The following is a 20,913-nucleotide window of genomic DNA, read 5'->3' on the forward strand; positions in this document are numbered from 1 at the left end:
CACGTTGATGGTCGCGCAAGCGCCTGCGGGATTAAATTTTCTCCATGATCTCAAGGGCGCCGGGGCAACCAAGCAGCCGGAAAAGAATAAGCAATGGCAAATAGATGAGACGTCCGGCTGGTCTTCTGATTCAACTTTAACATCGCTTTTGGCGCCCGGTGCTCGCGCGCTAAGATTTTATGGTTAAAAGCTTGTTAAGCGGCTTGGCATTATGGTTGCAGTCGTGAATATTTCATTCACAGCGGGAGTGGACGCTTTTTGACATCGGCAGGTAACCTTCTGGAACTGGCATGCAGCCGGATCGCGGATCTGGATACCCCTGCTTATGTCAAGAATAGCGAGCTTCGCTACGTTGCCGTCAACGAAGCCTATGCGCGCTTCTTCGGCATGGAGATCTCCAATTTCATCGGCCGCCGCAGCCGCGAGGTGCATGATCGCCCCGAGGAAGAGGAGCGCGAGGACAAGGAGCGCCGGGCGCTGGTCTTCGGTACCGAGGAAAATGCCATCTGCTTCGACCGGCCGGGGCAAGGCCACGAGCGCGTCCAGATCGAAAGCTTCATGCCGTCGGAAGACCGGGCCTATGTGCTCGGCATCTTCGAGAAGCGGCCGCAGCCCCGCCGCGCTGTTTCCACCGGGCCGGATCAGGCGCTGCTGGCCGATTTCGAGCGGGTGCGTACCGCCCTCGAAACGCTCGATCACCCGATCGGCGTCTTTGCCGCCGATGGCCGCCCGCTCGTCGTCAATTCCGCCTATCGCGGCGATGCGCGGCCGCCCAGCGAAAAGGGCTGGCACGAAAGCGTTGCCGAACTCGATCTTCTGCGCACGATCATGGAGGACCTGCCGGTCGCCGCTTTCGTGCGCGACGAGGCCCACCGGCTCGTCTATGCCAACCAGTATTACGAGACCTTCACCGGACACGAGCGCTCGAAGGTGCTTGGCCTTACCGAATTCGAGATGTTCGGCGAAGAGAGCGGACGCGGCATCTACGAAGAGAATATGCTGGCGCTCAAGAACGGTTCGTTGACGGAGATCGAAGGCCGCGTACCGAGCACCGACGGCAAGTCCTACCCGATCCTGTCGCGCGTCAACCGGGTGCAGACCCCTGACGGCAAGTTTTACGTCGTCGGCTCCTTCTCCGACATTTCGCCGCTCAAGGAGCGCGAAGCCGAGATCATCAATTCCCAGCAGCATGCAGAAGTGCTGCACCGGGATATTGAAAGCATCCTGCGCTCGCTGCCGGTCGGCGTGCTGATCCTCGATAACAAGCTCGATATTCTCTACGTCAACGACGAGTTCTATACGATCAGCGATCTGCCGATCGAGGACCGTTTCGACGGCCGGCCATTTCTCGATGTGATCCGCCGCAATCACGAACTTGGGCGATATGGCTACAGCCAGACGCCGGAGGAAGTGCTGGAATCGCGGCGCCACCATTTCACCGCCGAGGCCGATCCGGAGCCGGTGGAGCTCAACTGGTCGGGCGGCAAGTCGATCATCTTCGACAGCCGGCGGATTTCCGACGACCGCATCCTGCTGACCTATTCCGATATCAGCACCATCCGCCAGCGCGAGCAGGAAGTGCATGACGCACGGGCGGCGATCGAGACGCTCGGCGAATTGATGCGCGATGCAACGCGGGCGATGCCGCAGGGGCTGGCGATCGTTCAGGATGGCATCATCCAGCTTTCCAACGAGGCGCTGGCGCCGGTGCTGCAGATTCCGGCCGAATATCTCGCTGCCGGGCGTGGCTGGATCGATCTCTTCAATTTCTGCGCCGAGCGCGGAGATTTCGACGGTTCGGCCGCCGATACGCTGCATTACTGGCGCAGTTCCATCGCCGCGCGTGAGCCGATCATCACCGTCTTCCATATCCTCGGCGAGCGCTGGGTGAACATGGAGGCGACGATCAGCGAACGCGGCCACTGGATCGCGTTGTTCACCGACGTCACCGAGATGAAGCAGCGAGAAGGCGAGCTGCAGCGGCTCTTGTCGCGCGCCGAAGCCGCCGACCGCGCCAAATCGGAATTCCTCGCCAATATGAGCCACGAGATCCGCACGCCGATGAACGGTGTTCTCGGCATGGCCGAGCTGATGGCGAAGACCGATCTCGATGCGCGGCAGAAGACCTTCATCGATATCATCGTCAAATCCGGCAATGCGCTGTTGACGATCATCAACGACATTCTCGACTTCTCGAAGATCGATGCCGGCCAGATGAAGCTGCGCAAGGCGTCGTTCGATCTCGTCGAGGCGGTCGAGGACGTGGCAACGCTGTTGTCGTCGCAGGCTGCGGAGAAGGATCTGGAACTTCTGGTACGCGCCGATCCCAACCTGCCTGCTGCCGTCATCGGCGATGCCGGGCGGTTCCGGCAGGTCGTCACCAATCTGGTCGGCAACGCCGTGAAATTCACCGAGAAGGGCCATGTCTTCGTCGATATCGGGTTCCGGCAGGGATCGGATGGTGAGGTGATGGTCGAGCTCCGGATCGAGGATACCGGCATCGGCATTCCGGCCGAAAAGCTGCAATCGGTGTTCGACAAATTCTCGCAGGTCGATTCTTCCTCGACACGACGCCATGAGGGAACCGGTCTCGGGCTGGCCATCACCGCCGGTCTCGTCGATCTCTTCGGCGGCTATATCCATGCCGAGAGCGAAGCCGGCAAGGGTTCGGTCTTCACCGTCAATCTGCCATTCGCGGTCGCTGCTGCGAAACTCGATCCGAAGCCGCTGCCGGTCAATGTGCGCGGCGCCCGCATTCTCGTCATCGACGACAACGAGGTGAACCGCGCGATTCTCAGCGAACAGCTGACGCTCTGGGGCTTCGACGGCGTGGCGGCCGAAAGCGGGGCGACGGGGATTGCCATTCTGGAGGCGGCGCATCAGGTCGGCGTCGCGGTCGATGCACTGGTGCTCGACTATCACATGCCGCGCATGAACGGCGCCGAAGTGGCGCGCCGCCTGCGCGCCGATCCGCGCTTCGAGAATCTGCCGATCATCTTCCTGACATCGATGGATATTTCGGGCTCCGAGAAGGAGTTCGCGGCGCTGAACGGCCAGGCGCATCTGATGAAGCCGGCGCGCGCCAATCTGCTGCGCGGCACGATCGTCGAGGTCGTGCGGGCCAAGCGCGTCAAGCAGGCTTCGGAAACCGAGCTCGCACGGCTGCAGGCGGAAGCGCAACTCAAGGAGCCGGAGTTCGAGGAACCCGTGCGCGAGGAGCCTCGGCGCAAGGCCGAGTTCGTCGATGTGCTGGTCGCCGAGGATAACGAGGTCAACCAGATCGTCTTCACGCAGATCCTGCAGGGCACCAATCTCAGCTTCCTCGTGGTCAACAACGGCCAGGAAGCGGTCAATGCCTGGGAAACCCATTCGCCGCGCATCATCATGATGGATGTGTCGATGCCCGTCCTGAACGGTCATGATGCAACGAGGGCAATCCGGACCCGCGAGCGCGGGCAGGGGCATCGCGTGCCGATCATCGGCGTGACTGCACATGCGCTGGAAAGCGACCGCGAGCTTTGCCTCGATGCCGGAATGGACGACTACATGTCGAAGCCGATCAGCCCGGAACTGCTGGAAGAGAAAATCCAGCTGTGGCTCGGCAAGACCGAGCCGGTGCCGGGCCGCTCCGGCCTATAGGCCCCTGGTGCCGCAGAGCATTTCGCGCTTTCCCGCAAAGCCCTTGCGGCGCTCGACGGCAAAGCCTGCAGCGACAAGATTGCGCCGGACGAATCCCGCTGCCGCATAAGTGGCGAAGCTGCCGCCCGGAACCGTCTTCTCGCAGACCAGCCGCATCAGCTCTTCCGACCACATGTCGCCATTACGCGACGGGGCGAAGCCATCGAGATACCAGGCATCGAAGCGCGGCTCTGCGGCCTTCACGCCGTCTAACGCGGGACCGCAGACGACGCTGAGGCGAGTCTCCGGATCGAGATCGAGGCTGACGATACCGGATGGTGCATCCGGCCAGGCGGACGTCAGCCCATCGCGTTCGGCATCGATCTCGGGCCAGTGCGACAGGGCGCGGTGGATCTCCTCGCGCTGCATCGGATAAAGCTCGAAGGACATGAAGTGCAGGTGCTGGCCGTCCGCGCGATGCAGCTTCCACTGGCGCCAGGTCTCGGCGAAGTTCAGGCCTGTGCCGAAGCCGAGTTCGCCGATCTGGAAACTCTGCTTTTTAGCCCAGCGTTCCGGCAGGCCGTTGCCCGCGAGGAAGACGTGGCCGCATTCCAGGCGGCCGTCGGTCTGACAATAAAAGTGGTCGCCAAAGGCCTGCGAATAGGGCATATCGCCGTCTCGCCATTCGAGCGGCTGGCTTTTGCTGCCAATCTGATCGGGATCGATATCTGTCATGCCACAAGCCGATAGTCCGGCTCTTCTCTCCGGTCAATCCGCCGATCTCCTGATCGCCGGCGGCGGCATCATGGGTCTGTGGGCGGCGGTTCACGCCGAGCGGCTGGGCATCGATACGTTGCTGATCGACGCAGGAACGATCGGGCAGGGTGCCAGCGGCGGTCTGCTCGGCGCGCTGATGCCGCATATGCCGGACAAGTGGAATGCCAAGAAGCAGTTCCAGTTCGATGCCCTGGTCAGCCTTGAGGGCGAGATCGCGGCGCTTGAGGCAGCAACCGGGCTTTCGGCCGGCTACCGGCGCTCCGGCCGTCTTATACCGCTGCCGAAGCCGCATCTGAAGACCATTGCGCTCCGTCACTCCGCCGATGCCGAGACCAACTGGCGTCAGAAGGGACGGGCGTTTCATTGGCATGTCAGCGATGCACCACCTGTTCAGGGCTGGATCGATCCGGCGGCAGGCGAGAGCGGCTTCGTTCACGATACGCTGGCCGGCCGGGTGGCGCCGCGCGCGCTGATCGCCGTCCTCCGGGCGTTCCTGATGCGGGCGAAGCATGTTCGGCTTCTGGAGGCGGCGGCGCTCGACAGCCTCGACACAGGAGTGCGGATTGCCGTTATCGGCGGCCGGAGCATCGGCTTCGGCGATTGCATCATTGCCGCCGGGCACGGATCGTTCCCAATCCTTCAGCGCTTCACGCCTGATCTTCCGCAGCCGCTCGGGCAACCGGTGAAGGGGCAGGCGGCGCTGCTGAAGGCCGATATCGACCCCGCAATGCCGACGATCTTTCGCGACGGGCTCTATATCGTCGCGCATGAGGGCGGGCATGTCGCGGTCGGCAGCACCAGCGAGAACAGCTTTGCGGAACCGTTGTCCACAGATGCGCTACTCGATCCGCTGATTACCGCTGCGCGCGAGATGGCGCCGGTCCTTCGTGATGCGCCCGTCATCGAGCGTTGGGCGGGGCTGCGGCCGAAAGCGATCGATCGCGATCCGATGGTGGGGCCGCACCGGCTTCATCCGCATCTGCATGCGCTGACGGGCGGTTTCAAGGTCAGCTTCGGCCTGGCACACCGGCTTGCCGAGGCTGTTGTTGGTCCAATTGCAGGCGAAAGGCGCGCCATCGACCTGCCGGAAAGTTTCTCGCTTTCGAGCCATATCACGGCCGCTTCACGCTAAACGTGAATTCGTCCAGAGTATATTTCGTTATTCTGTCATGCAAATCACCTATCTGCTTGCGCATCGACGGCGCCGGATTCGGCCGTGCGCCGCATTCTCAGATGGAGGAAATCGCATGCGCTATGCCATTTGCTTCACGCCTTCGCCGAGCGATCCGCTCAGCCATGTGGCGGCCAATTGGCTTGGCCGCAACGTTTTTTCGGGCGAGATGCTGGAGCCGCCGGCCGTTCGCGGTCTCGGCATTCACGAAATTGCCTTCCACACGGCCGTGCCGCGCCGCTATGGCTTTCATGGCGTGCTGAAGGCGCCGTTCCACCTCTCCGCGGAGGTATCTGAAGCGCAACTATTGCGGGAATTGATGCGCTTTTCTGGCACGTTCCAGCCGTTCAGCGTGCCGCGCATCGAAGTGGCGCGGCTCGGAAACTATTACAGCCTGGTTCCGACGTTGCCATGCGAGAATGTCCGCTATCTCGCATCGTCGATCGTTCAGCATTTCGATGGCTTCCGGGCGCCGCTTTCGGAAGCCGATATCGAGCGGAGTGATCCCGACGGCTTGTCGGCGGCGCAGTTCACGAATCTACACCGCTGGGGCAACCCCTATGTGATGGACGAATACCGGTTCCACATGCCGGTGACCGGCCCGGTCAATGTTGTCGACATGCCGCGCATCGAACAGGCGCTGCGCGGCATCTTCGAGCCGGTGCTGGCGGAGCCGATCGCCATCTCCAATATCGCGCTGATGATGGAAGAAGGCATGGGCGGGCCGTTCCGCGTTCATTCGCTGCATCCGATGGGCAAGGTCAGCGCCCGCAAGATCGCCTGATCACTTTTGTTCAAGAAGCGGCTGTGGAAAACTGCTATATCGGCGCGATGCAGAATATTTCCCAGGAACAGGCGACTGTTGCCATGCCGCTCGCCGGGGCGGAGACGACCCGCTTCTGGCGCGACCGGCGCTTCGACGGCATGGAATGCCTGAGCGCCACCTTCCTGACCCATGAGTTCGCGCCGCATGCGCATGACACGTTCAGCATCGGCGCCATCGAGAGCGGCAGCCAGATCGCCACGATCCGCGGTGCGCGCGAGGCCTCCGGTCCCGGCGATCTCTACCTGATCAATCCCGGCGAGACGCATGACGGTGCGCCGACGGATGGCGGTTACCGCTACCGGATGATCTATCCTGACATGGCACTGTTCCGGGAAATTCTTGAGGACGTGACCGGCCGGGCCTTCCACGGCACACCGGCCTTCGGCAAGCAGATCCTCCATGATCCAAAGCTCGCCAATGCCTTTCTGGAGGCGCATCGGACACTGGAGACGGGTGCCGGGGCGCTGGAGACCGGGCAGGGCATGTTCCTGGTGCTGGACGCGATGTTCCGCCAGCATGGCAGCTCGATCATCATTCCTGTCGATAGCGTCGAACGGTCGGCGGTGCGCCGGGCGCGCGACTATCTGGTAGAGCAATATGAAAGCGATATCGGTCTCGAAGAGCTCGCCGCTATCGCTGGTCTCAGCCGTGCGCATCTGATCCGCGCCTTCCGCAAAGAGTTCCACATCACGCCGCATGCCTTCCTCACAGATGTCCGCGTCAGGATTGCCCGGCGCAAGCTGCAGGCAGGCGAACAGCCGGCGGAGATCGCGCTCGAATGCGGCTTTGCGGACCAGGCGCATTTCACCCGGCATTTCAAGGCCCGCACCGGACTGACACCCGGCCAGTACCGCGCTCGGTAATCACTTTCGTTCAAGACGCTGTCCGCGCGCGGTCCTATGACCGTCGCAGCAAACGGAGTTTTGAATGTGAAAAAGAATGAATTCTGGGCGGAATTTTCCGGCGGTATGCGGGCGATCGCACCGCTGATCGCCGCCGTCATCCCGATCGGCCTGGTCTTCGGCGCAGTCGCTGCCACCAAGGGGCTGTCGCCGCTTGAGACCGGCCTGATGAGCGCGCTGGTTTTTGCCGGCGGGTCGCAATTCGTGGCGATGGATATCTGGACGCATCCGGCTTCCTGGGCGGGGCTGGGCTTCGCGGCGCTGCTCGTCAACATCCGCCACGTGCTGATGGGCGCTTCGATCGGCTCGAAGATGCAGGCCTTTCCGCCGCGTGCCCGTTATTTTTCGGTGCTGTTCCTCGCCGACGAGATCTGGGCGATGGCCGAATTCCGGGCCGGTATCGCGCGGCTGACGCCGGCCTGGTTTGCTGGGCTTGCCACGCCATTTTATCTGACCTGGCTGCTGTCCAGTCTCGCGGGGGCAACACTCGGCGCCTTCCTCGGTAATCCCGTCACTCTCGGCCTCGATTTCGCCTTTCCAGCAGTCTTCATCGTGCTGGTAATGGGTTTCTGGAAGGGACCGGAGACCGGCGCGGTCCTGCTCGCCAGCGGTGCGGCGGCCGTCATGACACAGCATTTCATCCCCGGTGTCTGGTACATCGCTGCCGGCGCATTGGCCGGGCTTGCCGCCGCGATGGTCAGCGGCAAGCGCCGCGTGGAGGTGACGCCATGACGCTTGATTTCTCAACGCTGCTTGCCATCCTGGCAATGGCGGCGGCAACCATACTGACGCGTGTCAGCGGTCTCTTCCTCATTCGCCATGTGTCGCTCGACGGCAGCAGGCGCAAGGCAATCGAATCCATTCCACCGGCGGTGCTGATGGCCGTCGTCGCGCCGACAGCCTTCGCGACCGGGATTGCCGAGACCATCGCCTGCGCCGTCACCGCGCTCGCAGCGCTTCGTTTGCCAATGCTGGCGGCCGTCGCATCGGGCGTCGTCTGCGTCGCGGTCCTCAGGGCGATCGGGCTTAGCTGAGTGATTTCGTGAGAGACTTCCGCGATTTCCGTGAAAGCCTCTTTCGCATTTCCGGCTCGACTTTCGCTCCCCGGGTGCTACCGTTTCGCCTGTCTTCCAGAAGGTGATTTCATGGCATCCGATACCTATCCGCGCAATCTGATCGGCTACGGCCGCAACACGCCTGATCCGAAATGGCCGGGCGGCGCGCATGTCGCCGTTCAATTCGTCATCAATTACGAGGAGGGCGGCGAGAGCTGTATTCTCGATGGCGATCCGGCCTCGGAGAACCTGTTATCGGAAATCGTCGGCGGTGCTGCCTGGCCGGCGCAGCGCAACCTCAACATGGAATCGATTTATGAGTATGGCTCGCGCGCCGGTTTCTGGCGGCTGTGGCGGCTGTTCACCGAACTCAAGGTGCAGGCAACCGTCTATGGCGTGACGCTGGCCATGGCCCGCAATCCGGAGGCCGTCGATGCGATGAAGGAAGCGGGATGGGAGATTGCCAGCCACGGCTACCGCTGGCTGGAATACAAGGATTTTCAGGAGGATCTGGAGCGCAAGCACATCCTGGAAGCCGTGCGCCTGCATACCGAACTGACCGGCGAGCGGCCCTACGGCATGTACCAGGGCAAGCCTTCGGACAACACGCTGCGGCTCGTCCAGGAAGAGGGCGGTTTCCTTTATTCGTCGGACTCTTATGCCGATGATCTGCCGTTCTGGGTGAATGGCGCGGATGGCAAGCCGTTTCTGATCATTCCCTACACACTCGAGACCAACGACATGCGCTTTGCCACCCCGCAGGGTTTCAATTCCGGCGATCAGTTCTTCACCTATCTGAAGGACGCCTTCGACACGCTCTATGCGGAAGGCAAGGAGGGCAGCCCGAAGATGATGTCGGTTGGCCTGCATTGCCGCCTCGTCGGCCGTCCAGGCCGCGCCGCGGCGCTGAAGCGCTTCATGGAATATGTGCTTGGTCACGAGAAGGTCTGGGTGCCGCAGCGCATCGAGATCGCCAGGCACTGGCACGAGCATCACAAGCCGGAGACAATCTGATGATCGCGCGAGAGGAATTCGTCAGCCGCTTCGGCGGCGTCTTCGAGCATTCGCCGTTCATCGCCGAGCGCGCCTATGACGACGGCTTCATCCACGGCGAGCTGACGGCCGATCGTGTTCATACGCCGATGGTGGCGATCTTCCGGGCGGCGAGCGAAGAGGAGCGTCTCGGCGTGCTGCGCGCCCATCCCGATCTCGCCGGACGTCTGGCAATCGCGGGTGAATTGACCGAGGACAGCAAGAAGGAACAGGCGGGCGCCGGGCTCGACCGTCTGAGCGCGGTGGAACACAAGCGTTTCACTGAGCTCAACACGCGTTACACTGAAAAATTCGGCTTCCCCTTCATCATTGCCGTCAAGGGCCTGAACAAGGACGATATCCTCTCAGCGTTCGGGAAGCGGATCGGTAACAGCCGCGAGGAGGAATTTGCGACGGCCGCCGGTCAGGTCGAGAAGATCGCGCTTCTGCGTCTGAACTCCATGCTTCCGGAGCGTTGAATGATGCGGAATTCTTTCCTCATTGTTCCGCCTCGCCTATAGTCTCAGTTGCAGGAGAGGGTGCGATGAAGCCATCGGAGGTGCTGGAGAAGAACAGGCAGGCGATCCGCGACGCAACGAAGCGTTTCAACGCGGCGAACCCGCGCGTCTTCGGCTCGGTGGCGCGCGGCGAGGACCGGCCTGATAGCGATCTCGATATTTTGGTCGATGCGCCGCCGGGGACGACGCTGTTGGATCTCGGCGGGCTTCAGGACGCCTTGGAGCAAATGATGGTTGGCACGCCGATCCACTTGCTGACACCTGGTGACTTTCCCGAGTCCATTCGGGTACGGGTCATCTCCGAGGCCAAGCCCATATGAGTGAGGGTCGCATCGTCTATCTTCTGAATCGGATGCGCTCGGCAGCAGCGGATGCAAATTCGATCATAGCAGAGGTCAGCAAGGAAGATTTCCTGGCGGATATCGTTCTTCAGCGCGCCGTCGGCATGAGCCTGCTGATGGCATCTGAAGTCGCCACGCAATTGCTGAAACTTGATCCCGAATTTGCTGTTGAACATCCAGAATTTCCGTGGGAAGCGATGCGTGGTATGCGCAACCGGATAGCGCACGGCTATTTCGACATCGACCTTGAGAAGGTCTGGGCCACTGCGAAAGACGATGTGCCCGATCTCGTCGAAAAGTTGGATCTCATCCGCCATTGGCGGGCACAAGGCGAATGACAATGCCAGACTACCTCGACATCCAGCCCCTCACCAAAGCCGCCTTCGCGCCCTTCGGCGATGTGATCGAGGCCGATCCTTCTACGATGCGCTACATCAATGGCGGCACGACCGAACGTTTTCATGCGCTTGCGTCTGTCGAAGCGGCGGGTGAGGGCGCACGCGTCATCATCAATCTCTTCCGCGGCCAGCCGCGTGCCTTTCCCTACGCGGTCGGGATGATGGAGCGCCATCCTTTCGGCAGCCAGAGTTTTTCGCCGGTTTCGAACTTGCCGTTTCTCGTCGTCGTCTCGGAGGGTGAGGATGGCCGGCCGGGGCGGCCGCAGGTGTTTCTGGCACGGGGTGATCAGGGCGTGAACTACCGCCGCAATGTCTGGCATCATCCGCTGATGTCGCTCGGCGAGCCGAGCAGCTTCATCGTCGTCGATCGCGACGGGACCGAAAACAATCTGGAAGAATTCTTCTTCGACACCCCCTTCATCATCAGAGAGCCAGCCCTATGACCGGACTGACCACCCACGTCCTCGATACCGCCCTCGGCAAGCCGGCCGAGGGCCTGCGCATCGATCTGTTTTCGGTCGAAGGCGATCTGCGCAAGCTTCTCAAGACGGTCGAGACCAACGCTGACGGACGCGTCGATGGCGGGCCTATCCTTGTTGGCGACAGCTTCACTGCAGGCACCTACGAGCTCCTTTTCCACGTCGGCGATTATCTTCGTGCCTCAGGCACGGCGCTGCCGCATCCGGCCTTTCTCGATCTCGTGCCGATCCGTTTCGGCATTGCCGATACGACAGCGCATTACCACGTGCCGCTGCTGATCTCGCCCTACGGCTATTCCACCTATCGCGGCAGCTGAGAGATGCGGTTTGCGGCGATCGCGGATATCCACGGAAATGCCCTGGCGCTGGAGGCGGTGCTCGCCGATATTGCGGCACTTGGCATCAGCGACATCGTCAATCTCGGCGACTGCTTCAGCGGCCCGCTCGAAGCGGGGAAGACCGGCGACCGGCTCTTGCCGCTCAACCTGCCGACCGTACGCGGCAATCACGACCGCTATCTCATCGAGTTCGCGCCGGAGCAGATGTTCACATCGGATGAGGCCGCCTATCACGATCTCAGCGCACGCCATCTCGATTGGCTGCGGACGCTGCCTTCGGAACTCGTCTATCGCGACGAGGTCTACCTCTGCCATGCAACCCCTGATGACGATAATCTCTACTGGACAGAAACGGTTTCTCCCGACGGACATGTTCTCCTGAAGGCGCAGGCGGAGATCGAGGCGCTTGCCGAGCGCATCGACCAACCGCTGATCCTCTGCGGCCACACCCATCTGCCGCGGATGATTGCTCTCTCCGGCGGTCGGCTGCTCGTCAATCCCGGCAGCGTCGGCGCCCCGGGCTATGACGATGACGCGCCCTATTTCCACAAGGTCGAGGCCGGCCATCCGCTGGCAAGCTACGCCATTCTGGAGAAGACCGCGCTTGGCTGGACCGCCAATTTCCGCGCCGTCCGCTATGATCATATGGTGATGTCGGAGCTCGCAAAAGCAAACGGCCGCCTCGAATGGGCGGCCGCACTGGCGACGGGGCGGTTGTAGATCAGGCGGCAATCACCGACGCATCCACATCCTTGATGTCTCGCTTGCCGCAGAGCGCCATAGTGAAATCCATTTCCTTGCGGAGGATCTCGAGCGCCAGCGTCACGCCGTCCTTGCCCATGGCGCCGAGGCCGTAGAGGAAGGGGCGGCCGATATAGGTGCCTTTGGCGCCGAGGGCGATGGCTTTCAGCACGTCCTGGCCGGAGCGGATGCCGCCGTCGAGGTGGATCTCTATCCTGTCGCCGACGGCATCGACGATCGAAGGCAGCATGCTGATCGAGGAGGGGGCGCCGTCGAGCTGGCGGCCGCCGTGGTTGGAGACGATGATGGCGTCGGCACCGGTTTCGGCGGCAAGCCTGGCGTCTTCCACGTCGTTGATGCCCTTGATGATCAGCGGGCCGCCCCATTTTTCCTTGATCCAGGCGACATCGGCCCAGGAGAGGCGCGGATCGAACTGCTCATGCGTCCAGATGGAGATCGAGGAGAGGTCGGTGACGTTTTTGGCGTGGCCGATGATGTTGCCGAAGGTGCGGCGCTTGGTCTGCAGCATGTCGAGGCACCAGAGCGGGCGCGTTGCCATCTGCCAGATGTGCTTTGGCGTGAATTTCGGCGGGGCGGAGAGGCCGTTGCGCAGATCCTTGTGGCGCTGGCCGAGGATCTGCAGGTCGGCGGTCAGCACCAGAGCCGAGCATTTCGCCGCCTTGGCGCGGTTGATCAGGTCGAGGACGAAATCCTTGTCCTTCATCACATAGAGCTGGAACCAGAAGGGCTTCGTGGTGACCGCGGCGACATCCTCGATCGAGCAGATGCTCATGGTGGAGAGCGTGAAGGGCACGCCGAATTCTTCCGCTGCGCGCGCTGCCAGCATCTCGCCGTCGGCATGCTGCATGCCGGTCATGCCCGTTGGCGCCAGCGCGACGGGCATCGAGACCTTCTGGCCGATCATCTCGGTTTCGAGCGACCTATTGGTCATGTCGACCAGCACGCGCTGGCGAAGCTTGATCCTGGCGAAGTCGCTCTCGTTGGCGCGGTAGGTGCTCTCCGTCCAGGCGCCGGAGTCGGCATAGTCGAAGAACATCTTCGGGACACGGCGGCGGGCCAGGGTCTTCAGATCGGCAATCGTCAGCGGCTTTGACATGATATCGGCATCCTCCGGAAAGCTTCCGAGAGGTAGCATATTCACGTCCCGCTGCCAGCAGAAACATATGCTTAGGGCAGGGTTTCCGGACTATCCGGCAGGCTTGGCGCCGGCCCATGTCAACAGCGCGTCGAGCGCGGGGCAGAGCGACTGGCCCCAATCGGTGAGGCAGTATTCCACCTTCGGCGGCACCTGATGGTGGACGGTGCGACTGACGATGCCGTCGGCTTCCATCTGACGCAGCTGCTGGATCAGCATCTTCTGCGAGATCGCCGGGATCGCACGTTCCAGATCGGAGAAGCGCAGCACATTGCCGCCGAAGAGATGGAAGAGGATGACGAGCTTCCAGCGCCCTTCGAGCATGCGCAGAACATTTTCGACGCCCTCGGCGGCGGTCGATGGCGTCAGGTCATCATCGGGCTTACTTTCAGGTAAGTACCCTACTTTTTCGTGCGTACTTGTCATGTCGAAAGCCTAACGCCATCTTGCCGGCCATGCAACGCGATTGTTTTGGACGGCGGCGCCCCGTCCTCCAACACAAGAGGACAGACATGACTATAGCTCAGACATTTCCGATCATTCCCGCGGAGTTCTCCGGCAAGCGTGTGCTTGTGACAGGCGGAACGAAAGGCGCGGGTGCGGCGATCCTTCGCCGGTTTGCCGCGGCTGGCGCCGAGACCATCACCAGTGCCCGTTCGGCGCCGGAGGCGAGTACGCCTGCGACGCTCTTCGTGCCCTCCGATCTCTCGACACCGGAAGGCGTGGAGGTGCTGGCGCGGGCTGCGCTCGAAAGATTCGGCGGGATCGACATTGTCGTTCATACGCTCGGCGGATCGGCAGCACCCGGCGGCGGTTTTGCGGCGCTGACCGAGGAGCATTGGCAAAGCGAACTGGCTCTCAACCTGATGCCCGCCGTCCGTCTCGACAGGCTGCTCGTGCCGCAGATGATCGAGCGGCGAACGGGTGTGGTGATCCACATATCGTCCATCCAGCGGCGACTTCCGCTGCACGAGGCGACGATTGCCTATGCGGCGGCAAAGGCGGCGCTCAGCAATTACAGCAAGGCGCTCTCCAAGGAGCTGGGTCCCAAGGGCGTGCGGGTGACGTCGGTGGCGCCGGGCTGGATCCTGACGGAAGCGTCAGATGCGCTGGTCTCGCGCATTTCGGAAGCGAATGGCATCGATACGGACGCGGCGAAACAGAGCATCATGGATGCGCTCGGCGGTATTCCGGCCGGCCGCCCGGCCTATCCCGAGGAAGTTGCGGAGCTCGTCGCTTTCCTGGCGTCCGATCGGGCGGCGTCGATTCACGGCGCCGAGTTCACCATCGATGGCGGAACGGTGCCGACCGTGTGAAGCTCTTGGCGGGGCGGCCTTGGCCGCCCCTTTCAGCCGCGCATCACCCAGCGGATCGCGCCGACGGCGGCGAAAGCCATCAGCGGCCAAATGGCCCAGAATGTGCCGCTCCAGGAGAGCAGGTTGATGGCGATCAGGCCGAGGCCGATGATGGCGAGACCGGCGAGCTGCTGGTCGACGCGGTTTTGCAGGCGGGCGATGGTCATGGCGGCGGCGAAAGCGAGCACGAGGATCGGCCAGACGGCCCAGAGGTTTCCCTCCCAGGTGAGCGCGTTGATGAGGGCGAAAAAAGCCGCGGCGATGGCGAAGATGCCGAGGAGCTTGCGGGCGCGTGATGGCGAAGCCGTTGGCCGCTGATCCGGGCGGGCGGCGGCGGCCGGTGCTCCAGAGGGTGCGGCTTGCGCGACAGCTTGCGCTTGATGACTCTCGCCGATGCGGATGGCGTAGCTCGGGATGGCTTCCGAGACATTCTTGACGCTGAGCGGGCCGAGGAAATCGAAACCAACAGGCACCTTGTTGCGAACCTGGTCATAGACGGTGTTGGAGATGACGATGCCGCCTGCCGGTGCCGAGGCCTGCAGGCGTGCGGCGATATTAACGCCGTCGCCGTAGATATCGGCGCCCTCGACGATGATGTCGCCGAGATTGATGCCGATGCGGAAGAGCATCTGTTCGCTCGCCGGTTTGGCGCTGTTGAAGCCTGCCAGCTCGGTCTGCACATCGACGGCAGCCCGGACGGCCTCGACGACGCTCGGGAACTCGGCGATCAGGCCGTCGCCCCAGGTGTTGACGACGCGGCCGCCATGGGTGGCGATCAGTCCGGACATCGCCTCGCGGTAGCGCTTCAGCGTCGCCAGCGTACCTTCTTCGTCAAGGCCCATCAGGCGCGTATAATCCTGCACATCGGCGGAGAAGATGGTCGTCAACCTGCGTTGCGTCTCGCTCATGCTTCCCCCCGATTGCAGGTTCTATCTCAAAGCGCTGCCTTCATTGCGTTGCCAGCGACATATGTCTCGACGATCGAGCGGTCGTCGCCCATCGTCTGCAGCAGGAAGAGTTCTTCCACCAGCGTTTTGACCACGTCCATCTTCAGCGCCATGGCCGGCGTTGCCGCGGCATTGAGGACGACGATGTCGGCATCGGTGCCCGTTTCCAGGGTGCCGATGCTATCGGAGAGCGACAGGGCTTCGGCATTGCCCAATGTCATATGGTAATAGCTGTCCAGCGGGTTCAAGCGCTCGCCGAGCAGCTGCTGGATCTTGTAGGCCTCGTCCATCGTCCTGAGCATCGAATAGCTGGAGCCGCCGCCGATATCGGTGGCGACACCGATGCGGACAGGCTTTTCGCGGCGCGACAGGGCCTTCAGCGGGAAGAGGCCGGATCCGAGGAACAGGTTGGATGTCGGGCAGTGGACGGCGATGGAGCCTGCTTCGCTCATCGCATCCGCTTCGCGATCCGAGAGGTGGATGCAATGGCCGAACAGCGTCTTTTTTCCGAGCAGGCCGTAACGGGCGTAGATATCCGTGTAGTCGATCGCTTCGGGATAGAGTTCGCAGGTGTATTTGATCTCGTCGTGGTTCTCGGAAAGATGCGTCTGGATATGCAGGTCCGGGAATTCGCGGGCGAGCGCGGCTGCGGCTTCCATTTGAGCGGGCGTCGAGGTGATGGCGAAGCGCGGGGTGATGGCGACATGATTGCGCCCCTTGCCATGCCATTCGGCGATGACGGCGCGGGTCTCGTCGTAGCCCATTTCGGGCGTATCGAGCAGGCCCTGCGGGGCGTTGCGGTCCATCATCACCTTGCCGCCGACCATGCACATGCCGCGCTTCATGGCTTCGGCGAAGAAGGCGTCGGCGGAGGTCTTGTGGACGGAACAATACGCAACGGCTGTCGTCGTGCCGTGGCGGATCAGTTCGTCATAGAAATGCGTGGCGATCTTTTGCGCATGGGCGGTTTCGACGAAGCGGCATTCCTCCGGGAAGGTATAGGTATTCAGCCATTCCAACAGGTTGGCGGCGTAGGAGGCGATCACCTGCATCTGCGGGAAATGCAGATGGGTGTCGATGAAGCCGGGCATGATGAGATGCGGGCTGTGATCGATTTCCTCGGCATCGTCAGGCGCCTTTGCCTTCACATCGGCATAGCTGCCCGCAGCGATGATCTTGCCGCCCTCGATCAGAAGGCCGCCATCGGTCTCATAGCTGTAGCTCTCCTGATCGCTCAGGCTTTGCGGGGCGCGCTTGAACGAGAGCAGGCGCCCGCGCAGAAGTTTCATTGTCATTCCTGTTTGCCTTCGACTGCGCTTTCGAACCAGGCGACGAGCAGCTTGCGCTCGTCGGCGGTGATCTCTGTGACATTGCCGGGCGGCATCGCATGGCTGCGGCCCGCCTGTATATAGATTTCCCGGGCGTGGGCGGCAATTTCCGCGTCGTTTTCCAGCATGACATTCTTCGGCGCCCGGACGATGCCGTCATAGACGGGCTCGGCCGCATGGCACATGGAACAACGCGTGCCGATCAGCTGCTTGACGGCGGGGAAATGCGGATCGCCGGCGAACTGCTGGAAGGCAGGGGCGACGGCCGCCGCATCGGCATCCTTCTCGCCGGTGAGCACCTTCGGCACCGTCGACAGCCACATGATCAGGATGAACAGGATCACGGTGGCGATCCACGTCCATGTCGGGCGGCCCTTGCGGGCATGGGTGGTGTTGAACCAGTGGCGGATGGTGACGCCCATCAGGAAGACGAGGGCGGCGATCACCCAGTTGAAGGCGGTGCCGAAGGCCAGAGGATAGTGGTTCGACAGCATGAAGAAGATGACGGGCAGCGTCAGGTAGTTGTTGTGCAGCGAGCGCTGTTTGGCGATCTGTCCGTATTTCGGATCGGGTGTGCGCCCGGCGATCAGGTCGGCGACGACAATCTTCTGGTTGGGGATGATGATCATGAAGACATTGGCCGACATGATCGTCGCGGTGAAGGCACCGAGATGCAGGAAGGCGGCGCGGCCGGTGAAGAGCTGGGTATAGCCCCAGGCCATGAAGACCAGCACGGTATAGAGCACGATCATCAGGCCCCAGGTATTGCGGCCGAGCGGCGATTTGCAGAGCAGATCATAGACCAGCCAGCCGCCGGCAAGTGAGGCCAGCGAAATCAGGATCGCCGTCATCGGACTGATATCCAGCACATGGCGGTCGATGAGGAAGAGATCGGCACCGCCGTAATAGACGATACAGAGCATCAGGAAGCCGGAGAGCCAGGTGAAATAGCTCTCGTATTTGAACCAGGTCAGATGCTCCGGCATCTGCGCCGGCGCCACCAGATATTTCTGGATGTGATAGAAGCCGCCGCCATGGACCTGCCATTCCTCGCCATAGGCGCCGACCGGTAGATGCGGCCGCTTCACGAGGCCGAGGTCGAGGGCGATGAAATAGAAGGACGAGCCGATCCAGGCAATCGCGGTGATGACGTGGAACCAGCGCGCCGCAAAGGCGAACCATTCCCACGCTATGGCGTATTCATACATGCTGTTCCCCTATCTTCCTCCGACTCGTCACATTGCAGAATGTTGATGCGCGAGGGAAGGGGGAAGTTGGCTTCCCATCGCGTGCCGGATCGCCGATAGTTGCGGGGCAGTTCTGAAGGAGAGGGCCGATGATCCTTGCGCTCTACAGCGACCAGGTGATTGCCGAGAATGCGCCGATGGACAGGCGGCTGGCGGAACTCGTGCGCCAGCGCGGCGAGCACATCGGTTATGTCTCCTCCGGCCCGGATCCCGACCGCCATTTCTTCAACGAAAAGGTGGCCTACTATGCGGAATATGGGCTGAAGCTTGATCCGTTCATCGATCTCGACGACATCGTGCCTGACGATCTCGAGCGGCTGTTTTCCTGCAATGCGATCCACCTCTCCGGCGGCCATACCGGGCATTTCCTGCACCGCTTGCGCAAAGCCAATGTGCTCGAGCGGCTGCGGACCTGGACGCACGACGATGGCATCCTGATCGGCACCAGCGCCGGAGCCATCCTGATGACGCCGACAATCGCCGTCGATGCCTTTTTCCTGGGCCAGCAGCCAAAGGACATCACCGATGGCGAGGCACTCGACCTCGTGCCCTTCGAGTATTTTCCGCATCTGAACGAGGACGAACGCTTCCTTCCGGCGCTGCTACGCTACAGCGAGACGATCACCAACCGCATCGTCGCCTGCCGGGATGGCGAAGGGCTGATCGTCCACAAGGACGGGGTGGAAATATTCGGCAAGCCGCTGATGATCTTTCGCGGCGCGGCTGATGTCATTAGCCTAGACAGGCTTGATGCACTGATGCTGCCACCTCAATCACGGGCCGCGCCAAAAACGATATAGCCGCGCCCGCCATGCTCGATCCTGGTGAAGGTGGCGGCTTCGCTGTCTGCACACTCTACGGGGATGAAGTGCTGCGGTAGGGCGCTGGCGAAGCGAGGCTCTGCGGCTTGGGCGCCGAGAATATCCTGCGCCGCCGACCGCTTGAATGTCAGCAGCTTGATTGAATCGCCGTGATCAAGGATCAGCGCCCAATCAACTTCATCGCTTCTATAGCCGCTCTGCCGAAGATGGTCGTTGAGCTTCTCAATGTCCGCCGATTTTCCGCCGAGTTGCGTTTGATACGGCGTTAGCAGGCACATCTGCTTGAATGGCAAGCCCGCAAGTTCCGCAGCCGGTTTTATCTGGTTAACGCGCATGTTTGCGAGCGATGCCGCAACTTGCACGGCGTCATCGGCGCTAGAATATGGCCAGACAACAAATGGCACGGCAAGAAGTGCGGTATATCGCATCGAGATCTCCTCCTGACGAGGACTATAGCTTACGCCATTGTGGCAATTTTTGGTTGTGTTTCGTTATGGCGGGCGCGTCTTGAAATGTGACGGCTTCGTTACACCTTCATTTGAGGGCCGCCGCATTGCTGCGAGAGCGCATATCCGGTGGGGCATTCATCTGGAGATGTGCCCATGCGAAGCTTACTGGCATGCGTATTGATTGCCTTTGCGCCAGGCGCTCTGGCGCATGATGCGGCGTCCGGATGGGCTTATGATCCCTTCTGCTGCAACGGCGACAGCGAGACCGGGGATTGCCAGATGATCCCGTCGAAAAGCGTGAAGGTGACACCCAACGGCTACCGGGTGACGCTGGTGCCGGGCGACCACCGGCTGGTGACGCGCTATCATGTTTTCCTGCTGCCCTTGACCAAGGCGATGCATTCCGGCGATGGCGATTATCACCTCTGCCTGTTTCCCAACGAGGATACGCCGCGCTGCTTCTACGCGCCCGAGATGGGCTATTGAGACGGCGCCCCGGTGCCGTGCATCTCCGTCAGTATCCAGTTGCGGAAGGCCTTGATTTTCGGGACGTTGCGGCGGTTTTCGGGATAGGCCAGCCAATAGCCGCGGCCATCGGTGCATTGCAGGTCGAAGGGGCGGATCAGTTTGCCGCTGGCGAGCTCGTCCGGGTAGAAATCGGGGGTTAGGATGGCGACGCCCTGGCCGGCCACGGCGGCTGACGCCTCGAAGGCCTGCGCGCCGTAATAGCTGTTCGCCCGCGGCTTGAGGTTCGATGCCGGGACGCCTGCCGCTTCCAGCCACTGGTGCCACCAGGGGTCGGTTGTATCGAAGATTCGTAGCTTCAGGAGATCGGCGGGTTCGTGGATGCCGCCGATGGTTTCGGCGAGCGCCGGGCTCAGCATCGGGGTGAAATAGACATCCATCAACTTTTCGGCGCGCAGGCCCGGCCACTCGCCGGTGCCGGAGCGGATGCCGATATCGAAAGCCTCGCGGCCGAGATCGACCAGCGTGTCCGACGTGTTCATGCGCACGGCTATATTGGGATGGGCGAGCTGGAAGAGGCCGAGCTTCCGGGCCAGCCATTGTGAGGCGAAGGTTGCCAGGCAGGTGATCTGTAGCGTCACTTCGGTCTCGCCGCGCGCCTCGGCCATGGCGAGCTGCAGCGTCTCGAAGGCTTCCGTCACCTGCGGCGCCAGCCTTTCCCCGGTTTCGGTCAGGCTGATCTGCCGCGGGCGGCGCAGGAACAGCGGCTCGCCGATATTCTCTTCCAGCAATTTCACCTGATAGCTCACCGCCGTCTGGGTCATGCCGAGCTCTTCGCCCGCCTTGGTGAAACTGCCATGCCGCGCCACGGCCTCGAAGACGCGCAGCGCATTCAGCGGGAATTGCTTGGAGAGCTTCATGGATAAGTTCTCTTTATGCGTTCGCATGT

At 62.0% G+C, this 20,913-nt stretch carries 24 protein-coding genes; 16 read left to right on the forward strand and 8 right to left on the reverse strand.

Going from position 1 to position 20,913, the window contains the following annotated elements:
* The first annotated feature begins 258 nt into the window (after positions 1 to 258).
* Positions 259 to 3,639 carry a response regulator gene (locus J2X43_RS11845; protein ID WP_310294167.1) on the forward strand — a complete coding sequence of 1,127 codons (3,381 nt, stop codon included), beginning with the start codon at positions 259 to 261 and terminating at the stop codon, positions 3,637 to 3,639.
* Here the strand turns inward: J2X43_RS11845 and mnmD are convergent.
* Positions 3,634 to 4,353 (reverse strand): tRNA (5-methylaminomethyl-2-thiouridine)(34)-methyltransferase MnmD, encoded by a 720-nt coding sequence (mnmD, locus tag J2X43_RS11850; protein ID WP_310294169.1) that lies wholly within the window; start codon positions 4,351 to 4,353, stop codon positions 3,634 to 3,636. The two genes, J2X43_RS11845 and mnmD, sit on opposite strands and share 6 nt — an antisense overlap.
* Between mnmD and J2X43_RS11855 the strand changes: the two genes are divergently transcribed.
* The 12 genes from J2X43_RS11855 to J2X43_RS11910 all read left to right on the forward strand — a co-directional run bounded on the left by J2X43_RS11855 (position 4,352) and on the right by J2X43_RS11910 (position 12,175).
* Positions 4,352 to 5,527, forward strand: coding sequence for an FAD-binding oxidoreductase (locus tag J2X43_RS11855; protein ID WP_310294171.1), 1,176 nt, complete (start codon positions 4,352 to 4,354; stop codon positions 5,525 to 5,527). The two genes, mnmD and J2X43_RS11855, sit on opposite strands and share 2 nt — an antisense overlap.
* Positions 5,528 to 5,642: 115 nt before the next feature.
* The gene (locus tag J2X43_RS11860) at positions 5,643 to 6,350 is read left to right on the forward strand and encodes a DUF1045 domain-containing protein (RefSeq protein ID WP_112390259.1); all 708 of its coding nucleotides are present in this window, start codon (positions 5,643 to 5,645) and stop codon (positions 6,348 to 6,350) included.
* A 47-nt stretch (positions 6,351 to 6,397) separates the two neighbouring features.
* Positions 6,398 to 7,255 carry an AraC family transcriptional regulator gene (locus J2X43_RS11865; RefSeq protein ID WP_310294895.1) on the forward strand — a complete coding sequence of 286 codons (858 nt, stop codon included), beginning with the start codon at positions 6,398 to 6,400 and terminating at the stop codon, positions 7,253 to 7,255.
* A 36-nt stretch (positions 7,256 to 7,291) separates the two neighbouring features.
* Positions 7,292 to 8,026: an AzlC family ABC transporter permease gene (locus J2X43_RS11870; RefSeq protein WP_310294173.1), complete on the forward strand. Its 735-nt coding sequence runs from the start codon at positions 7,292 to 7,294 to the stop codon at positions 8,024 to 8,026.
* Positions 8,023 to 8,328: an AzlD domain-containing protein gene (locus J2X43_RS11875; protein WP_112537966.1), complete on the forward strand. Its 306-nt coding sequence runs from the start codon at positions 8,023 to 8,025 to the stop codon at positions 8,326 to 8,328. Before J2X43_RS11870 ends, J2X43_RS11875 begins: the two co-directional genes overlap by 4 nt.
* A gap of 111 nt (positions 8,329 to 8,439) precedes the next feature.
* Positions 8,440 to 9,363 (forward strand): allantoinase PuuE, encoded by a 924-nt coding sequence (gene puuE, locus J2X43_RS11880; RefSeq protein WP_310294177.1) that lies wholly within the window; start codon positions 8,440 to 8,442, stop codon positions 9,361 to 9,363.
* The gene (uraD, locus tag J2X43_RS11885) at positions 9,363 to 9,860 is read left to right on the forward strand and encodes a 2-oxo-4-hydroxy-4-carboxy-5-ureidoimidazoline decarboxylase (RefSeq protein WP_310294179.1); all 498 of its coding nucleotides are present in this window, start codon (positions 9,363 to 9,365) and stop codon (positions 9,858 to 9,860) included. Before puuE ends, uraD begins: the two co-directional genes overlap by 1 nt.
* 65 nt (positions 9,861 to 9,925) lie before the next feature.
* On the forward strand, positions 9,926 to 10,219 hold the full coding sequence (locus J2X43_RS11890; protein WP_310294180.1) for a nucleotidyltransferase family protein: 294 nt from the start codon (positions 9,926 to 9,928) through the stop codon (positions 10,217 to 10,219).
* Positions 10,216 to 10,578: a HepT-like ribonuclease domain-containing protein gene (locus tag J2X43_RS11895; protein WP_310294182.1), complete on the forward strand. Its 363-nt coding sequence runs from the start codon at positions 10,216 to 10,218 to the stop codon at positions 10,576 to 10,578. The genes J2X43_RS11890 and J2X43_RS11895 overlap by 4 nt, the downstream gene beginning before the upstream one ends.
* 2 nt (positions 10,579 to 10,580) lie before the next feature.
* The gene (locus tag J2X43_RS11900) at positions 10,581 to 11,081 is read left to right on the forward strand and encodes an ureidoglycolate lyase (protein ID WP_310294185.1); all 501 of its coding nucleotides are present in this window, start codon (positions 10,581 to 10,583) and stop codon (positions 11,079 to 11,081) included.
* Entirely contained in the window at positions 11,078 to 11,434 is a 357-nt protein-coding gene (uraH, locus tag J2X43_RS11905; RefSeq protein ID WP_310294187.1) for a hydroxyisourate hydrolase, read from the forward strand. Before J2X43_RS11900 ends, uraH begins: the two co-directional genes overlap by 4 nt.
* A 3-nt stretch (positions 11,435 to 11,437) precedes the next feature.
* Positions 11,438 to 12,175, forward strand: a complete 738-nt coding sequence (locus tag J2X43_RS11910; RefSeq protein WP_310294189.1) for a metallophosphoesterase family protein — start codon at positions 11,438 to 11,440, stop codon at positions 12,173 to 12,175.
* A gap of 1 nt (position 12,176) precedes the next feature.
* Here the strand turns inward: J2X43_RS11910 and J2X43_RS11915 are convergent, their stop codons facing one another.
* Both J2X43_RS11915 and J2X43_RS11920 read right to left on the reverse strand, forming a co-directional pair.
* Positions 12,177 to 13,313, reverse strand: coding sequence for an alpha-hydroxy acid oxidase (locus tag J2X43_RS11915; RefSeq protein WP_310294897.1), 1,137 nt, complete (start codon positions 13,311 to 13,313; stop codon positions 12,177 to 12,179).
* 90 nt (positions 13,314 to 13,403) lie between these two features.
* Entirely contained in the window at positions 13,404 to 13,778 is a 375-nt protein-coding gene (locus J2X43_RS11920) for a helix-turn-helix domain-containing protein (RefSeq protein ID WP_310294190.1), read from the reverse strand.
* A gap of 86 nt (positions 13,779 to 13,864) precedes the next feature.
* On the opposite strand from J2X43_RS11920, the gene J2X43_RS11925 reads away from it, so the two are divergent.
* Positions 13,865 to 14,668, forward strand: a complete 804-nt coding sequence (locus tag J2X43_RS11925) for an SDR family oxidoreductase (RefSeq protein WP_310294191.1) — start codon at positions 13,865 to 13,867, stop codon at positions 14,666 to 14,668.
* Between the two features lie 32 nt (positions 14,669 to 14,700).
* Here J2X43_RS11925 and J2X43_RS11930 read toward each other — a convergent pair whose 3' ends face one another.
* The 3 genes from J2X43_RS11930 to puuD are packed head-to-tail and all read right to left on the reverse strand — an operon-like array spanning position 14,701 to position 18,190.
* A complete protein-coding gene (locus tag J2X43_RS11930) occupies positions 14,701 to 15,615 on the reverse strand; it encodes an adenylate/guanylate cyclase domain-containing protein (RefSeq protein ID WP_310294192.1) in 915 nt (304 codons plus the stop codon).
* 26 nt (positions 15,616 to 15,641) lie between these two features.
* Positions 15,642 to 16,949 carry a guanine deaminase gene (guaD, locus tag J2X43_RS11935; protein WP_310294194.1) on the reverse strand — a complete coding sequence of 436 codons (1,308 nt, stop codon included), beginning with the start codon at positions 16,947 to 16,949 and terminating at the stop codon, positions 15,642 to 15,644.
* On the reverse strand, positions 16,946 to 18,190 hold the full coding sequence (gene puuD, locus J2X43_RS11940) for a urate hydroxylase PuuD (RefSeq protein ID WP_310294195.1): 1,245 nt from the start codon (positions 18,188 to 18,190) through the stop codon (positions 16,946 to 16,948). Before puuD ends, guaD begins: the two co-directional genes overlap by 4 nt.
* Positions 18,191 to 18,318: 128 nt before the next feature.
* Here puuD and J2X43_RS11945 point away from each other — a divergent pair, with 128 nt between their 5' ends.
* On the forward strand, positions 18,319 to 19,029 hold the full coding sequence (locus J2X43_RS11945; RefSeq protein ID WP_310294197.1) for a Type 1 glutamine amidotransferase-like domain-containing protein: 711 nt from the start codon (positions 18,319 to 18,321) through the stop codon (positions 19,027 to 19,029).
* Here J2X43_RS11945 and J2X43_RS11950 read toward each other — a convergent pair.
* On the reverse strand, positions 18,999 to 19,478 hold the full coding sequence (locus J2X43_RS11950; RefSeq protein WP_310294199.1) for a hypothetical protein: 480 nt from the start codon (positions 19,476 to 19,478) through the stop codon (positions 18,999 to 19,001). The two genes, J2X43_RS11945 and J2X43_RS11950, sit on opposite strands and share 31 nt — an antisense overlap.
* A gap of 174 nt (positions 19,479 to 19,652) precedes the next feature.
* On the opposite strand from J2X43_RS11950, the gene J2X43_RS11955 reads away from it, so the two are divergent.
* Positions 19,653 to 19,985 (forward strand): hypothetical protein, encoded by a 333-nt coding sequence (locus J2X43_RS11955; RefSeq protein ID WP_112537949.1) that lies wholly within the window; start codon positions 19,653 to 19,655, stop codon positions 19,983 to 19,985.
* On the opposite strand, the gene J2X43_RS11960 is transcribed toward J2X43_RS11955, so the two are convergent.
* Positions 19,979 to 20,884, reverse strand: coding sequence for a LysR substrate-binding domain-containing protein (locus tag J2X43_RS11960; RefSeq protein WP_310294201.1), 906 nt, complete (start codon positions 20,882 to 20,884; stop codon positions 19,979 to 19,981). The two genes, J2X43_RS11955 and J2X43_RS11960, sit on opposite strands and share 7 nt — an antisense overlap.
* Positions 20,885 to 20,913: the final 29 nt, after the last annotated feature.

Origin of the sequence: Rhizobium sp. BE258, from assembly GCF_031457345.1 — a bacterium.
In the GTDB taxonomy this organism is placed as follows: Bacteria; Pseudomonadota; Alphaproteobacteria; order Rhizobiales; family Rhizobiaceae; genus Rhizobium.